Raw genomic sequence first — 14,446 nt, forward strand, 5'->3', positions numbered from 1 at the left:
CAAGATCCTGTGCAATGGTGTAACCATTATGGATTCTGCAGGCCCTGGTGAACCTATTTTGACAGAACTTTTGCTGGAAAACGTCAGTGTTGGCGCCCTGAGTGGGGTATCTCTGGTGGTGCCTGCCGGGCAGGTCGTTTGCCTGTCCGGCCCCTCCGGCAGTGGCAAGAGTCGCCTGCTGAGGGCAGTGGCCGATCTGGAACCTCATGGTGGCGGTATCTCTCTGGGGGGGACCTGTCAGCAGGACATGCCTGCCCACGAGTGGCGGAGCCGGGTGGTGATGGTGCCGGCAGACAGTCAGTGGTGGTTTGATGAAGTGGGAGGGCACTTTCCAACTGATGCCGGTTCGCGACTGCCGTCGGCTCTGGGCTTCCCGTCCGAAGTGATGGGCTGGTCGGTCAGTCGGCTGTCCTCCGGCGAGCGTCAGCGGCTGGCCCTCTGGCGGGCGCTTTCTCTCCAGCCGGAGGCTCTTTTGCTGGACGAACCGACTGCCAATCTGGATGGCAGCAGCACGGAAACCCTGGAAACCTGGTTGCTTGAGGAGATTCGGCGGCGACAGATCGCTACCCTTTGGGTGGCCCATGACCCCGGCCAGATTCATCGTGTGGCAGATGCCCACTACCGGATTCACGGAACCAGAGTGGAGCCTGTCCATGGAAGTGATTGACCTTGCCTGGTGGAAACTGGGGTTGGCGGCCCTGCTGGTGCTGGCTCTGGGTGTATCCGGATACATTGCCCGGCTTGGAATTACCCGCAGCCTGCTGATTGCCGCCATCCGCACGGTCATCCAGTTGGCGCTGATCGGGTTGGTACTTGAAGCCCTGTTTGCGTCCTCTGCGTTTTACTGGATTGCCCTGCTGGCGGTGGTGATGCTGCTGATCGCAGGCCGTGAGGTGGTGGCACGCCAGGGTCGGCGTTTGCAGGGCTGGTGGGCTTTCGGTATTGGCACCGGTGCCATGTTGGTGTCGTCCTTCACGGTCACGGTTCTGGCCCTGACCGTGGTGATCGGCCCCGACCCCTGGTATGCCCCCCAATACGCCATCCCTTTGCTGGGCATGATGCTGGGCAACACCATGACAGGCGTCAGCCTGGCTCTGGATCGGCTCAATGAATCGGTCTGGAGACAAAGAGGCGTGATCGAGAATCGGCTGATGCTGGGGCAGACCTGGCAGCAGGCACTGGAGGATATCCGGAGGGACGCCATGCGCAGCGGCATGATGCCCTCGATCAATGCCATGGCGGCGGCCGGTATTGTCAGCCTGCCGGGCATGATGACCGGTCAGATTCTGGCGGGCAGCCCGCCTGCGGTGGCCGTGAAATACCAGATCCTGGTGATGCTCATTATTACGGCAGCCACCGGTTTTGGTGCAGTGATGGCGGTCTCCTGGGGTGGCCGCAGGCTGTTTGATGATCGTGAGCGTTTGCGTCTGGACCGGTTGGTTAAGTCTTGAGCCAGCCGACAATTTTCGCGTGATCCGGGATGGAGCCGCTGTGAACCACCTTGCCGTCAACGGCTACCGCCGGGGTGGACATCACCTGATATTCCATGATTTTCGCCGGGTCAGTAACTTTGACCACCTCGACTGGCTCGCCCAGCTCCTGGGCGACACGCTCAATGCTTTCGGCAGTGGTGACGCATTTCTTGCAGCCGGTACCAAGTACTTCGAAATGTTTCATGGGATTCTCCTGTGGAATGTTTTATTTACTGTCAAAGATATCAGAACCCTGAAAAAAGCCAGGGGCTGATGGTGTTAATTACCCAGCCGACCACCATGAAGTTAGCCAGCAGGATGACAAAGATCATGGTCAGCAGACGGTAGGTCATGACCTGCTTGAGCATGATGAATTCCGGAAAGCTGGCAGCCACGGTGCTCATGCAGAAGGCGAGGGTGGTGCCAACTGGCAGGCCCTTGACGATCAGGCTCTCCATCACCGGAATGACACCGGTAGCATTGGAGTAAAGGGGCAGGCCGGCAAATACGGCGGCTGGCACGCTCCACCACTGGCCAGAGCCCAGGTTTTCGGCAAACCAGTTATCCGGTACGAAACCGTGCAGTGCAGCACCGAGGCCTACGCCGATCAGTACCCATTTCCAGATGCGCCCGACGATTTCCTTGAGTTCGTCTTTGGCAAACTGATGTCTTTCCTTGAAGGTCAGCTTTGGTGCTTCAGGCACCTCAATGTCACTCGGGTTGCTTTGCGCTTCCACAGCGGCCTTCTGATAGGCCTTGGCGGCAAAATCCTTCAGCCAGCGTTCACCCTTCATCGCATCCAGAATCATGCCGCCGACAATGCCCACCGCCATGCCGATCACAATGTAGGCCAGGGTGAACTTCCAGCCCAGCAGGCTCCAGAGCATGATCACCGCCACCTCGTTGATGATAGGTGAGGTGAACAGGAACGCCATGGTGATACCCAGCGGAATGCCGGCGCTGGTAAACCCCAGGAACAGCGGAATGCTGGAGCAGGAGCAGAACGGGGTAATAGCGCCAAAACCAGAGCCAAAGAAATAGCCCACCATTCGGTGTTTCTGCTGAATATAGGACCGGACCCGCTCCAGGTTGAGCGATGCCCGTGCCAGTGCGATCACGTAGATCATCACCACCAGCAGAAACAGGATTTTGGTGGTGTCTTCAATGAAGAAATGGATCGACGTGCCCAGTTTGGTGTCCGGGCTCAGCCCCATCAGGTCGTAGGTCAGCCAGTTGGCGAGCAGCGTGAATATCTCAAACATGGTCGCAGGGGCCCTTGTTATGGTGTTGAAAACGGTTTGCTGACAGGAAGACGAACAACCTTTGGAAAGGATACTCCCGTTCTTGAAAAATATGGCTGAACCAGAGCAAGGCACCAAAGTAGCATGTGCTCCTCGGGCGTCCTCGCTATAGTCTTGGGTAGAGCCCCACTCAACAAAGAAGACAACAACAATGATGGATTTGCTTCGGCGTTTTCCGCTGCCGGTGATCGTGCTGGCCCAGCTGTTCGGGACATCCCTATGGTTCAGCGTAAACGGCGTCTGGTTATCCCTCTCCGGAGAACTGGGCCTCACGGAGACCGATCTGGGCCGGCTGACTCTGGCCGTCCAGGCCGGGTTTATCGTGGGCACTCTGACCATCGCTGTAACCGGGTTGGCAGACCGGTTCGGCGCCAGCCGGATTTTTGCGGTGTCCAGCCTTCTGGGGGCATTGGTGAACGGAGGATTTGTCTTCGCCGCGCACCTGCCACCCCTGGATTTCGTGTTGCGGTTTGCCACCGGCCTTTGCCTCGCGGGCATCTACCCGCTCGGGATGAAAATGGTGATCGCCTGGACCCCGAAATACGCCGGTTCGGCCCTGGCGTGGTTGGTGGGCATGCTGACACTTGGCACGGCACTGCCTCATCTTATGCGTGGCGCGACATTCGGTTTGCCGTGGGAGTTGCCGTTACTGGTGGCATCTGCGTTGGCCCTGGCCGGCGGGGCCATGGTGTTTCTGCTGGGTGACGGGCCGCATCTGCCCAAAAGCAGTGGTCCCATACCCCTGAGTCAGGGGTTGGCGGCATTGCGTATACCTCGGTTCCGGGCAGTTGCCGGTGGTTACTTCGGCCATATGTGGGAGCTCTACGCCTTCTGGACACTGGTTCCCCTGCTGGCTGGCCGGGAACTGGAGCGCATGGGAATGGCGCAGGGTTTTGTGCCCTGGCTGGCCTTCGCCATCATAGGAATCGGTGCCGCCGGGTGTATTGGCGGCGGCCGGCTCAGTCGCAGCCGGGGCAGTGAGTGGGTGGCACGGGTGGCACTTACGGTTTCCGGGTTACTGTGCCTGGTGTATCCCCTGGTGAGTGGGCTGTCGCCGGTTCTGCTGGTGGCCCTGTTACTGCTGTGGGGGCTTGCAGTGGTAGCGGATTCGCCGCAGTTTTCTGCCCTGGCGGCCGCCACGGCGCCACGGGAATCGGTGGGCTCGTCGCTGGCGGTGATGAACGCGGTGGGGTTCGGGCTCACCTTGCCGGCCATTTGGCTGACCAGCGGATTGTGGGGTGAACTCGGGGTCTGGGTGGCGCTGCTGTTGGTGCCTGGCCCGGTGTTCGGGCTCTGGTCGCTGGCCCGGGCCAGGGTGGACTCTGGTTCTGTCTGAGCCGCCAGCTGCTATGCTCTTGGGCAAGGGCACCGATCAGTAACCGGTACGACGCACAGGAACGCGGCATGGCCTATTTCAGCAAGCATTACCACAACCCGGGTACGGAGCCCGGTACTTTAGTTGCCAAGAGTGACCTTGGGCGTCCGGTGACCATTCACCTGATCGACTACACCGAGGACCACCTTGAGGAAGTCCGGTTGGCGAATGCCGCTGACTGCCGTGAGTACCTGGAAAGAGAATCAAAAACCTGGATTCAGGTTAATGGCCAGGCGGACCCGGAAACACTCAGAAACCTGGGCGATCTCTTCGACCTTCACGATCTGGCCCTTGAGGATGTGCTCAATACCGGGCAGCGCCCCAAGCTCGAGCTCTATGATGACCAGTTGTTTATCATTGCTGCCATGCCGTTCTATAACGGCGACAAGTTGGACATCGTCCAGATCAGCCTGTTCATCGGTAAAAACTACCTGATCTGTCTTTGCCCGCTTGATGAAGACCCCTTCGAGCCGGTCCGCAAGCGCATGCGGCTGGCCAACAACCGGCGATTTGTCACCCGGGACATAGATTACCTGCTTTATGCCTTACTGGATCTTGTGACTGATTCCGGATTTCCCGTGCTGGAGCAGTTCGGTTACCAGCTAGAGGAGATGGAGACAGATCTGCTCGAGAACCCGAACCAGCGCACACTGGCCCGGATTCACGGCCTGAAGAGAGAGTTGCTGGTGCTAAGGCGCGTGCTCTGGCCGCAACGGGAACTGTTGACCGGCCTGATGCGGACGGAAGACCCGTTAATCCATGCGAACACGCAGGTTTATTTCCGGGATTGTCACGATCACAGCGTACAGATCATCGAACTGCTTGAAAGTTTCCGGGAGATGGCGACCAGCATGCTCGATATTTACCTTTCCAGCATTAGCCAGCGCACCAACGAAACCATGCGGGTGCTGACCATCATTGCCACCATCTTCATTCCGCTGACCTTCGTGGCAGGTGTGTACGGAATGAACTTTCAGAACCCGGATAGCCCCTGGGCGATGCCCGAACTGGGCTGGTACTTCGGGTACCCCATGGCCTGGGGCGTAATGATTGCCATTGCCGCAGGCCTGTTGTGGTTTTTTAAACGCAGGGGATGGATGTAGGGGCCGGACATGGCAGATTCGAGATTTGAGAGCCCGGCTCATGGGCCCCGTATCCTGCTGTTGTCCGGCTATGACGCAGCCAGCCACCAGCGCTGGCGGGACCAGCTTACGGGCCTGTTCCACGAGTATAAGTGGCATACCCTGGCGTTGCCCCCGAGATTCTTCCGGTGGCGCATTCGGGGCAATCCTTTGAGCTGGCTAAATGAGCCCTGTTTAAAGGAGCCATGGGATCTGGTAATTGCCACCTCCATGGTGGATCTCGCTTCACTACGGAGTTTCCACCCAGGTTTGTCCCAGATCCCGTGCCTGCTTTACATGCATGAAAACCAGTTTGCCTTCCCTGTGTCCAGTAAACAGAATGCCAGTCTGGACCCCCAGATGGTGAACCTTTACAGCGCCATTTCAGCGGACTGTGTGGTGTTTAACAGCGCCTGGAACCGGGACAGTTTTCTGAACGGCGCCTGGGATTTCCTCGATACCATGCCCGACGGAGTGCCGGACGGATTGATTGCCAGCCTGCGCGAGAAATCCCGGGTGATACCCGTGCCGATTGAAGACCGGTTGTTTGCCGACCGTCCGGGCCCGGTAAATTGGGCCTGTCCCCATCTGCTCTGGAATCACCGCTGGGAATACGACAAAGGCCCTGAACGCCTGTTGAAGTTCTTGCAGGCTTTGGACCGACGATCCATTCCGTTTCGGCTGAGTGTAGTGGGCGAGCGGTTCCGGAACCACCCAAAGGCATTTGATCAGATCCATCGCCAGTTCGAGAGCCGGGTGGAGCAGTGGGGCTTTTTAGAGAGTCGGGGCGACTATGACCAGCTGTTGGCGCGGGCGGATATTGTTGTCTCAACGGCCCTGCACGATTTCCAGGGACTGTCGATGCTGGAGGCCATGGCATCAGGCTGTGTGCCGCTGGCACCAGACCGGCTGGCCTACCGTGAATACGTGCCGGATTCCTGCCGATACAAGAGCCATGAACAGGATGCAGGCGCGGAAGCCGAGGCGGCGGCCGATTGCCTGGAAAGTCTTTTGCGGCGACAGCCCTCTCACTGTCAGCCAGATGCCTGGCGAGGGTCAGTGCTGGCGGGCGAGTATCAGTCCCTGTTTGACGAACTTATCCAGACTGAACAGTGAATCTTTCATGGCACCATCTTCGAGAAAAACCGCCGCTCAAGGGTTGGGATCTCTGTTTCGAGACATAATAACTAATAAGTGGTTCGAGGATGGCTGATTCGATGACATTTGACTGTGTATTAAAGGCGTGGCACGACCATCAGGCTGAACTTCGCGGCTTCCTGATCGGTCAGATCAAAGAGCCGGCGATGGCCGACGATGTCCTGCAGGATGTGTTCTTCAAGGCCATGCGCGAGGGGCAGGGGTTCTGTGACCTGCAGAACCCCCGGGCCTGGCTGTTCCGGGTTGCCCGCAACGCGCTCACCGACAACCATCGTCTACGCAAACATTGGGTGCCGGTTCCGGATCACTTGCCGGATGAACGCGCACCGGAGCGGGCACCGGTGGATGAACTGGATGCCTGCATCAACCGGACCCTCCCGGATTTGGCCGAGAACGACCGCGACATACTTCAGGCCTGCGATCTGGGCTCGATGTCTCAGGAGGCCTATGCACAATCCAGAGACCTTTCGCTCGCCGCCGCGAAAGCCAGGATCCGCAGAGCAAGAGAGCGCCTGCGGGAGGCTTTGGCGAAGCGTTGCGATGTGGTGTTGGATGGCTCGGGCAACGTTTGTTGCCACGGCGAGTCGGATGGTTCCAAATGCTGAACCTGTCGCAATCGTTAAACGGGGAAGGGCTGGGAATGGAGCGTCTCAATGACGAGTGTTTCTGCCTGAGCCTGGATGAAGAAGCGCTCAAAACTGCGCTGGAAAGTGAATTGGGTGACGCCGGGTTGGCCGAGCTGGTGCGTGAGCGCTGCCCCTATGTCTTTTCCTCCCGGCCGGTGTTTCTGGCGCAGGCTCAGATACAGCGTATGACCGAGGTGGTTGAAGCTGTTGAAGAAGTGGTTTCCCTGCCCGCCTGGCAGGAGCGGGTGTTGGCAGGATGCTCCGAAGTCAGTCAGCACGCACAAGGCGAATCAACGGGCGTGTTTCTTGGTTTTGATTTTCACGTTCGGGGCCAAAACCTGGGCTTGATCGAGATCAACACCAATGCCGGTGGCGCCATGCTTAACGCGATTATGGCACGAGCCCAACGGGCCTGCTGTCCAGAGATGGAAACACTGGTGCCCACCCTGGCCTCTGTGCTGAATCTGGAACAGGACATTGTGGCGATGTTCCGGCAGGAGTGGGCCCTGGCTGGCCAGGAGCGCCCGTTATCTTCCATCGCCATCGTAGATGAGGTCCCCGAGAGCCAATATCTGTATCCCGAGTTTGTCCTGTTCCGCCGTCTGTTCGAACGCCATGGCATTACCTCGGTCATTGTTGGCCCTGAGCAGCTGGCGTTGCGGAACGGTCGGTTGTGGCACGGCGAGCTCGCTATCGATCTGGTCTATAACCGGTTGACGGATTTTCTGTTAGAGCAGCCAGCGCACAAAGTATTACGCTCCGCTCTTCTGGAAGACGCGGCAGTGCTGACGCCGAATCCACGAGCCCACGCCCTGTATGCTGACAAACGTAACCTGGCTCTTCTGACCGATGAAACCGAGTTGGTATCGTTGGGGGTGCCTGCCCATTTGCGGGAAGTCTTGTTGCGCGGGATACCGCAGACGGAGCTGGTTAGTCCTGACAATGCCGAGCGGTTGTGGAGCGAGCGGCGGCGATTATTCTTTAAGCCCGCCTCTGGTTATGGCAGCAAGGCGGCTTACCGGGGCGACAAGTTGACCAGGCGGGTGTGGGGCGAGATCCTGGCGGGGAACTATGTGGCACAGGCGCTGGTGATGCCCGGTGAACGCAGGGTGGCCCCGGGTGATGACGGTGCCGCGCTGAAATTTGATGTGCGCAACTATGTCTACAATCGGCAAGTGCAGTGGCTGGCAGCGCGTCTGTACCAGGGCCAGACCACGAATTTCCGCACCCCGGGTGGCGGCTTTGCGCCGGTTTATGGATATCCGGGCCAGCTTGAGGGAAGGCGCTGATGGTCCACGAGCATGATCATGCCCCCCGGAATTTTGGCCGCGCCTTCGCCATCGGGGTGACACTGAATGTGGCCTTTGTGGTGATTGAGGCCTTTTACGGCTGGCAGGCCGGATCGCTGGCGTTGCTGGCGGATGCGGCCCACAATCTCAGTGATGTGGGTGGCCTGTTGCTGGCCTGGGCCGCTTTTGGTGCGGCGCAACTGCACCCCAACATGCGTCACAGCTATGGCTGGCGCAAGGGGTCGATCCTGGCCAGCTTTGCCAATGCGGTGATTCTGCTGGTGGCCATGGGTTCCCTGGGGTGGGAGGCGTTTGAGCGTCTGCAAACGCCATCCCCGGTGGCAGCCGGCACTGTTATGGTGGTTGCCGGTATCGGTGTGGTGATCAATGCGGCTACCGCCTGGCTGTTCCTGGCCGGCAGTAAAGGCGATCTCAATATCCGTGGTGCCTTCCTGCACATGGCGGCTGATGCCCTGGTGTCCCTGGGCGTGGTGATAGCCGGTGCTGTTTATCTGTGGCAGGGCTGGGGCTGGATTGATCCGGTTATGAGCCTGGTGATCGCCCTGGTAGTCGTGGTGGGCACCTGGTCACTGTTTCGACGTTCCCTGCATTTACTATTTGATGGTGTACCGGAAGAGATTGATCTGGCGGAAGTACAAACGGCGCTGCTGGAACTGCCCGGGGTGGTGTCTGTGCACGACCTCCACGTTTGGGCCATGAGCACTAGTGACAACGCCATCACTGCTCACCTGGTCACGGCGGACGACGACATCGATCGTGACCGCCTGCTGACGCTGGCCACCGAGATGCTGCACGAGCGTTTTGAAATCCGTCACACGGTGTTGCAACCGGAGACCGAGGCCTACGCGGCAAACTGTCCCACCGCTTGCGGCTGCTAGGGGCTGCGCCTAGACTCAAAGCAGTCTGACGGTTCTAACAAGGAGTGGTGGCAATGGCGTTCCAAACCCTGGATGGCAATGAAGCCGTGGCTTCGGTGGCCTATCGCCTGAGTGAAACCATTGCCATCTACCCGATCACTCCGGCGTCGGTGATGGGTGAACATGCGGATGACTGGGCCGCCCTGGGCAAAACCAACCTCTGGGGCCAGGTGCCCGGCGTGGTGGAAATGCAGTCCGAAGCCGGGGCTGCCGGCGCCATGCATGGTGCTTTGCAGGCGGGTTCACTGGTGACCACGTTCACCGCCTCCCAGGGGCTGCTGCTGATGCTGCCCAACCTGTTCAAGATAGCCGGCGAACTCTCGCCTTTCTGCATGCACGTTGCCGCCCGCAGTGTGGCCACCCACGCCCTGTCGATATTCTGTGACCATTCCGATGTCATGGCTGCCCGGGGCACCGGCTTCGCCCTACTGGCATCCGGCTCGGTGCAGGAAGCCCAGGACCTGGCCGCCATCGGCCACGCCGTGACCCTGGAAAGCCGTATACCTGTGATGCACTTCTTTGACGGCTTCCGCACCTCCCACGAAATTGACAAGATCATTGCGCTCAGTGACGAGGATTTACAGGGGCTGGTGTCTCACGACGGGGTGGAGGCACACCGCAACCGCCGGATGACGCCGGACCGGCCGGTGGTCAGGGGTACCTCCCAGAACCCGGATGCCTTTTTCCAGTCCCGGGAAGCGACCAATCCGTTCTATCAGGCGTTTCCCGAACGTTTAGAAGACGTTATGGCGCGGTTTTTTGAAATCACCGGTCGCCAATATCAGCTGTTCGATTACGTGGGCCATCCGGAGGCGGAGCGGGTGGTTATTCTGATGGGCTCCGGTGCCGAGTGCGCCCATGAAACCGTGGAATGGTTGATGGGGCAGGGGGAAAAGGTCGGCGTGCTCAAGGTGCGCCTGTTCCGGCCTTTCTCCACTGACCGTTTTCTGCAGGCACTGCCAGATACCGTGAAACACCTGGCGGTGCTGGACCGGACCAAGGAGCCCGGTGCCCAGGGCGAACCGTTATTGCTGGAAGTCAGCGGGGCACTGATGGAGGCTTATAGCCGGGGCGACCGGCAAGTGTTGCCCCGAGTGATCGGCGGGCGTTACGGGTTGTCCTCCCGGGAGTTCACCCCGGCCATGGTCTGCGCGGTTTTTGATCAGTTAAAGGAGGCCTCACCGAAAACCCGCTTTACCGTGGGTGTTCGCGATGACGTGACGCACCTGTCGCTGGATGTGGATAGCGGATTGGATATCGAGTCACCGAAAACCCGCCGGGCGCTGTTCTTTGGTCTGGGGGCCGATGGCACGGTCAGCAGCAACAAGTCCAGCATCAAGATCCTCGGCGAGGGCACGGACCTGTTTGCCCAGGGCCATTTCGTCTACGACTCTAAAAAATCCGGCGCCACAACAGTTTCACACCTGCGCTTCGGGCCGCTGCCGATCCGCTCCAGCTATCAGATTCGTCAGGCCCAGTTTGTGGCCGTGCATGCGCCGCAGTTTCTGGAGCGGTTTGATGTATTGGAGCATGCGGCTCCGGGTGCCACGGTGCTGCTCAATGTGCCCTGGGAACCGGAGCAGGTCTGGGACCGGTTATCCGTGGAGGTCCAGCGGGTATTGGTGGAGCGCAAGGCCCATCTGTTCGTGATTGATGCCGCCGAGGTGGCCGAAAAAGCCGGTCTGGAACGACGTATCAACACCGTCATGCAAGTGTGCTTCTTCGCCCTGGCCGATATTCTGCCCCGTGATGAGGCCATTGCCCATATCAAGGAATCTATTCGCCAGACCTGGGGCCGGCGCGGTCCGGAGGTGGTGCGCCGCAATATTGAAGCGGTGGATTCCGCCCTGGAGAACCTGCACGAAGTGACTGTGCCGGAGGCGGTGACGGCAACCCGCACTCGCCCGCCAAGAGTTCCGGAGGGTGCGCCGGACTTCGTCCAGAAGGTCACCCGCCTGCTGATGGAGGGTCAGGGCGACAAGCTGCCAGTCAGTGCCTTTCCACCGGACGGTACCTGGCCCACCGGCACCAGCCAATACGAGAAGCGCAGCATTGCCTTGGAAATTCCGATCTGGGAGTCTGATCTCTGCGTGCAGTGCAACTTTTGCGCAATGATCTGCCCCCACACCGCCATTACCAGCAAAGTCTTCGAGCCGGAGGCTGTCAGGGATGCGCCCGAGACGTTCGAGGCGGTGCCCGAAACCCATACCCCGGAACTGGACGGGCTGGATTACCGGATTCAGGTGGCGCCGGAAGACTGCACAGGCTGCGGTTTGTGTGTGGAGGTGTGCCCCGCCAAGGATCGCTCCCAGCCCAAGCGCAAGGCGATCAACATGAGGCCGCTGGAGGAACACCGGGAAGCGGAGGCGGAAAACCTGGCGTTCCTGCGTAGCCTGCCGGATGTTCCCCGGGACCGCATTCCCCGGGACTTCAAGTCGCTGCCACTGCTGATTCCCCTGTTTGAGTACTCCGGCGCTTGCGCCGGCTGTGGCGAGACACCGTACATTCGGCTGCTCACGCAGTTACTGGGCGACCGGCTGCTGATTGCCAATGCTACCGGCTGCTCCTCCATCTATGGCGGCAACCTGCCGACCACGCCCTATACGGTGAATGCGGATGGTCGGGGCCCAACCTGGAACAATTCGCTGTTCGAGGATGCTGCTGAACTGGGTCTGGGCATGCGAATGGGGCTGAACAAGTTGGTGGATCGGGCCCGGCAATTGCTGGACGGCCTGAAAGACCGGTTGCCCCATGAACTCTACAGCGCCCTGACCGGCCCTTGTCCCACTCTCGACGAAACCGCCATGGCCGCACGGCGGGAAGCGGTCGGCCAGCTGCGTCATTGGCTGGCGAATCAGCAAAGCCCGGAGACACAGGAACTTACCAGCCTGGCGGACGAGTTGTGCCCGAAGAGCGTGTGGGTGATTGGCGGAGACGGCTGGGCTTACGACATCGGCTATGGTGGTCTGGACCATGCCCTGGCCTCTGGCCAGAACCTCAAACTGCTGGTGCTGGATACCGAGGTGTATTCCAACACCGGCGGCCAGCAATCCAAAGCCACGCCCATGGGCGCGATTGCCAAGTTTGCCGCCGCCGGCAAGGAAACCCGCAAGAAAGACCTGGGCCTGCTGGCCATGAGCTATGGCCATGTCTACGTTGCCCAGATTGCCATGCAGTCTCACAGCAACCAGACCACCAAAGCCCTGCAGGAAGCGGAAAGCTTTGATGGCCCGGCGCTGATTATTGCCCACAGCCCCTGCATTGCCCACGGCTACGATCTGGTGCATTCCCCGGCGCAACAGAAGCGGGCGGTGGACAGCTGGGCCTGGCCGATTTACCGCTTCGATCCCCGCCGCATTCACGAGGGTCTGCCACCCCTACAGCTGGATTCCGTGCGCCAGAAGGTGCCCATGAAAGCTTATATGCAGGAGGAAGCGCGCTTCCGCATGCTGGAACTGAGGGATCCGCAGCGCTATGAGCAGTTGGCGGCTGCGGCCAGCGATGCGGCGAAAGAACAGCGCGAGCTGTATAAGCAACTGGCAGGCATCCACTTTGAGCCCCATGAACACCCGGAATCCGACCACAACAAGGAGCGCGACCGACATGACTGACCTGGCAACCCAATGGCTCGGGCTAAACCTGCGCTCGCCCCTGGTCGTTGGCGCCAGCCCGCTCACTGACGACCTGGAGGCTCTCAAGGCCTGCGTGGAAGCTGGTGCCGGAGCCATCGTGATGCATTCATTGTTCGAGGAGCAGCTGGTGGCGGAGCAGATGGCGGCGCACCGGTTTATCGATTCCCGCATTAACACGGATGCCGAGGCACGCTCATTCTTTCCCGAATCCGAAGTGTTTGAAATGGGTTCCAGCAGCTACCTCAAGCGCCTGGAACAGCTTCAAAACGCGCTGGATGTGCCCGTGGTTGCGTCGCTCAATGGCATTTCCCCCGGCGGCTGGACCCAGCATGCCCGGGAGCTGGAAGACGCCGGCGCATCGGCCATCGAGCTCAATCTTTATGATCTGGCCACGGACCCGTCCGATACCGCCGTCACCCTGGAAGAGCGCCAGCTTGAGGTAGTGAGCTCGGTGGTAGAGCAAGTCACGATTCCGGTCAGCGTCAAACTGTCGCCCTTCTATTCCGCACTACCGGCTTTCGTCGCAGGCGTGGAAGCTGCGGGGGCCCGGGGCCTGGTCCTGTTCAACCGCTTCTACCAGCCGGATATCGATCTGGATGAACTGGAGCTGAGCCGTGAAGTGGTGCTGTCCACCAGCGCCGAACTGCCCCTGCGGCTGCACGGGATGGCGATGCTGTTCAACCGGACCACCCTGGAAATGGCCGCTTCGGGAGGTGTTCACAGCGGCGATGACGCCGCCAAGGCCATACTGTCCGGCGCGACGGTGGTGCAGGTGGTGTCTGCGCTGTTGGCGGAAGGGCCACCTGCGCTGGCCAGAATGACCGACGAAATGAACCAACGTCTGTCGGCGATGGGCTATAGCACCCTGACGGAAGCCCGCGGTGCTCTTTCACTGGACAATGCGCCCAATGCCCAAACCTGGGAGCGCTTGAACTACGCTCGTCTTTTGCATGGCTGGAAATAGCGTTTAGAGACTTTGCTCCGGCACTTCCCGGATCCTTCCATGCTCATCAATGGCCACGTACACAAACAGGCCCTCGGTCACCTTGCGGGGGTTCTTCGAGGTGCGGTCCAGGGTCCAGACCTCGACATTGATCTTCATGGAGCTGCGGCCAATATCCACCAGCTCGCAATAACAGCCCACCTGCGAACCAACCCGTAACGGCGAGAGAAACTCCATCCGGTCCATGGCCACGGTGGCATTGCGGCCCTGGGAAATGCGCCCGGCCATGGTGCCGGCGGCGATATCCATCTGTTTGACCAGCCAGCCGGCGAAGACATCACCATTGGCATTGGTATCGACGGGAAGGGGAACTACCTGAAGCGTCAGTTCACCACGGGGGGTGGGCTTGTCATCGTCATACGTGGTCATAGTACTGCCTTTTGCGAGCCTGGAATTGTTTTAACCCGCATGGTAACGGGCTGAAGCGTCGCTGCAAGCAAATTTGAACATTCCGGACTATATTTCAGAGGCTGTAACAAAGTTGTCACAGAGTGCTATTAGTCTGCACCCATCGGTAAAACACATCCGACA

13 protein-coding genes are annotated in these 14,446 nt (G+C 59.7%); 10 read left to right on the plus strand and 3 right to left on the minus strand.

Annotated features, from left to right (window positions below; all coding sequences use genetic code 11):
* The first annotated feature begins 58 nt into the window (after positions 1 to 58).
* Positions 59 to 667, plus strand: coding sequence for an ABC transporter ATP-binding protein (locus CLH62_RS12905; protein WP_099618869.1), 609 nt, complete (start codon positions 59 to 61; stop codon positions 665 to 667).
* Positions 654 to 1,451 (plus strand): ABC transporter permease, encoded by a 798-nt coding sequence (locus tag CLH62_RS12910; protein WP_099618547.1) that lies wholly within the window; start codon positions 654 to 656, stop codon positions 1,449 to 1,451. Before CLH62_RS12905 ends, CLH62_RS12910 begins: the two co-directional genes overlap by 14 nt.
* Here the strand turns inward: CLH62_RS12910 and CLH62_RS12915 are convergent.
* Entirely contained in the window at positions 1,441 to 1,677 is a 237-nt protein-coding gene (locus CLH62_RS12915) for a thioredoxin family protein (RefSeq protein WP_099618548.1), read from the minus strand. The two genes, CLH62_RS12910 and CLH62_RS12915, sit on opposite strands and share 11 nt — an antisense overlap.
* A 40-nt stretch (positions 1,678 to 1,717) precedes the next feature.
* Positions 1,718 to 2,734: a permease gene (locus CLH62_RS12920; RefSeq protein ID WP_099618549.1), complete on the minus strand. Its 1,017-nt coding sequence runs from the start codon at positions 2,732 to 2,734 to the stop codon at positions 1,718 to 1,720.
* A 190-nt stretch (positions 2,735 to 2,924) separates the two neighbouring features.
* Between CLH62_RS12920 and CLH62_RS12925 the strand changes: the two genes are divergently transcribed.
* The 8 genes from CLH62_RS12925 to CLH62_RS12960 all read left to right on the plus strand — a co-directional run bounded on the left by CLH62_RS12925 (position 2,925) and on the right by CLH62_RS12960 (position 13,876).
* The gene (locus CLH62_RS12925; protein WP_099618550.1) at positions 2,925 to 4,109 is read left to right on the plus strand and encodes an MFS transporter; all 1,185 of its coding nucleotides are present in this window, start codon (positions 2,925 to 2,927) and stop codon (positions 4,107 to 4,109) included.
* Between the two features lie 68 nt (positions 4,110 to 4,177).
* A complete protein-coding gene (gene corA / locus CLH62_RS12930) occupies positions 4,178 to 5,251 on the plus strand; it encodes a magnesium/cobalt transporter CorA (RefSeq protein WP_099618551.1) in 1,074 nt (357 codons plus the stop codon).
* 9 nt (positions 5,252 to 5,260) lie between these two features.
* A complete protein-coding gene (locus tag CLH62_RS12935; protein WP_099618552.1) occupies positions 5,261 to 6,385 on the plus strand; it encodes a tRNA-queuosine alpha-mannosyltransferase domain-containing protein in 1,125 nt (374 codons plus the stop codon).
* Between the two features lie 101 nt (positions 6,386 to 6,486).
* Complete coding sequence (locus tag CLH62_RS12940) at positions 6,487 to 7,032, plus strand: sigma-70 family RNA polymerase sigma factor (protein ID WP_099618553.1); 546 nt, start codon at positions 6,487 to 6,489, stop codon at positions 7,030 to 7,032.
* Complete coding sequence (locus tag CLH62_RS12945; protein ID WP_099618554.1) at positions 7,026 to 8,342, plus strand: hypothetical protein; 1,317 nt, start codon at positions 7,026 to 7,028, stop codon at positions 8,340 to 8,342. Before CLH62_RS12940 ends, CLH62_RS12945 begins: the two co-directional genes overlap by 7 nt.
* Positions 8,342 to 9,241: a cation diffusion facilitator family transporter gene (locus tag CLH62_RS12950; RefSeq protein ID WP_099618555.1), complete on the plus strand. Its 900-nt coding sequence runs from the start codon at positions 8,342 to 8,344 to the stop codon at positions 9,239 to 9,241. Before CLH62_RS12945 ends, CLH62_RS12950 begins: the two co-directional genes overlap by 1 nt.
* Positions 9,242 to 9,294: 53 nt before the next feature.
* Positions 9,295 to 12,891 carry a pyruvate:ferredoxin (flavodoxin) oxidoreductase gene (gene nifJ, locus CLH62_RS12955; RefSeq protein ID WP_099618556.1) on the plus strand — a complete coding sequence of 1,199 codons (3,597 nt, stop codon included), beginning with the start codon at positions 9,295 to 9,297 and terminating at the stop codon, positions 12,889 to 12,891.
* Positions 12,884 to 13,876, plus strand: coding sequence for a dihydroorotate dehydrogenase-like protein (locus CLH62_RS12960; RefSeq protein WP_099618557.1), 993 nt, complete (start codon positions 12,884 to 12,886; stop codon positions 13,874 to 13,876). Before nifJ ends, CLH62_RS12960 begins: the two co-directional genes overlap by 8 nt.
* 3 nt (positions 13,877 to 13,879) lie before the next feature.
* Here CLH62_RS12960 and CLH62_RS12965 read toward each other — a convergent pair whose 3' ends face one another.
* Entirely contained in the window at positions 13,880 to 14,284 is a 405-nt protein-coding gene (locus CLH62_RS12965) for an acyl-CoA thioesterase (RefSeq protein WP_099618558.1), read from the minus strand.
* Between the last annotated feature and the right edge of the window lie 162 nt (positions 14,285 to 14,446).

This window comes from Marinobacter guineae, from assembly GCF_002744735.1.
Classification (GTDB): domain Bacteria; phylum Pseudomonadota; class Gammaproteobacteria; order Pseudomonadales; family Oleiphilaceae; genus Marinobacter; species Marinobacter guineae.

Bases quoted from the DNA above. Each gene is read 5' to 3' on its own strand.
- CLH62_RS12910 (WP_099618547.1), top strand. From the start codon at position 654: ATGGAAGTGATTGACCTTGCCTGGTGGAAACTGGGGTTGGCGGCCCTG.
- CLH62_RS12915 (WP_099618548.1), bottom strand. From the start codon at position 1,677: ATGAAACATTTCGAAGTACTTGGTACCGGCTGCAAGAAATGCGTCACC.
- CLH62_RS12920 (WP_099618549.1), bottom strand. From the start codon at position 2,734: ATGTTTGAGATATTCACGCTGCTCGCCAACTGGCTGACCTACGACCTG.
- CLH62_RS12925 (WP_099618550.1), top strand. From the start codon at position 2,925: ATGATGGATTTGCTTCGGCGTTTTCCGCTGCCGGTGATCGTGCTGGCC.
- corA (WP_099618551.1), top strand. From the start codon at position 4,178: ATGGCCTATTTCAGCAAGCATTACCACAACCCGGGTACGGAGCCCGGT.
- CLH62_RS12935 (WP_099618552.1), top strand. From the start codon at position 5,261: ATGGCAGATTCGAGATTTGAGAGCCCGGCTCATGGGCCCCGTATCCTG.
- CLH62_RS12940 (WP_099618553.1), top strand. From the start codon at position 6,487: ATGACATTTGACTGTGTATTAAAGGCGTGGCACGACCATCAGGCTGAA.
- CLH62_RS12945 (WP_099618554.1), top strand. From the start codon at position 7,026: ATGCTGAACCTGTCGCAATCGTTAAACGGGGAAGGGCTGGGAATGGAG.
- CLH62_RS12950 (WP_099618555.1), top strand. From the start codon at position 8,342: ATGGTCCACGAGCATGATCATGCCCCCCGGAATTTTGGCCGCGCCTTC.
- nifJ (WP_099618556.1), top strand. From the start codon at position 9,295: ATGGCGTTCCAAACCCTGGATGGCAATGAAGCCGTGGCTTCGGTGGCC.
- CLH62_RS12960 (WP_099618557.1), top strand. From the start codon at position 12,884: ATGACTGACCTGGCAACCCAATGGCTCGGGCTAAACCTGCGCTCGCCC.
- CLH62_RS12965 (WP_099618558.1), bottom strand. From the start codon at position 14,284: ATGACCACGTATGACGATGACAAGCCCACCCCCCGTGGTGAACTGACG.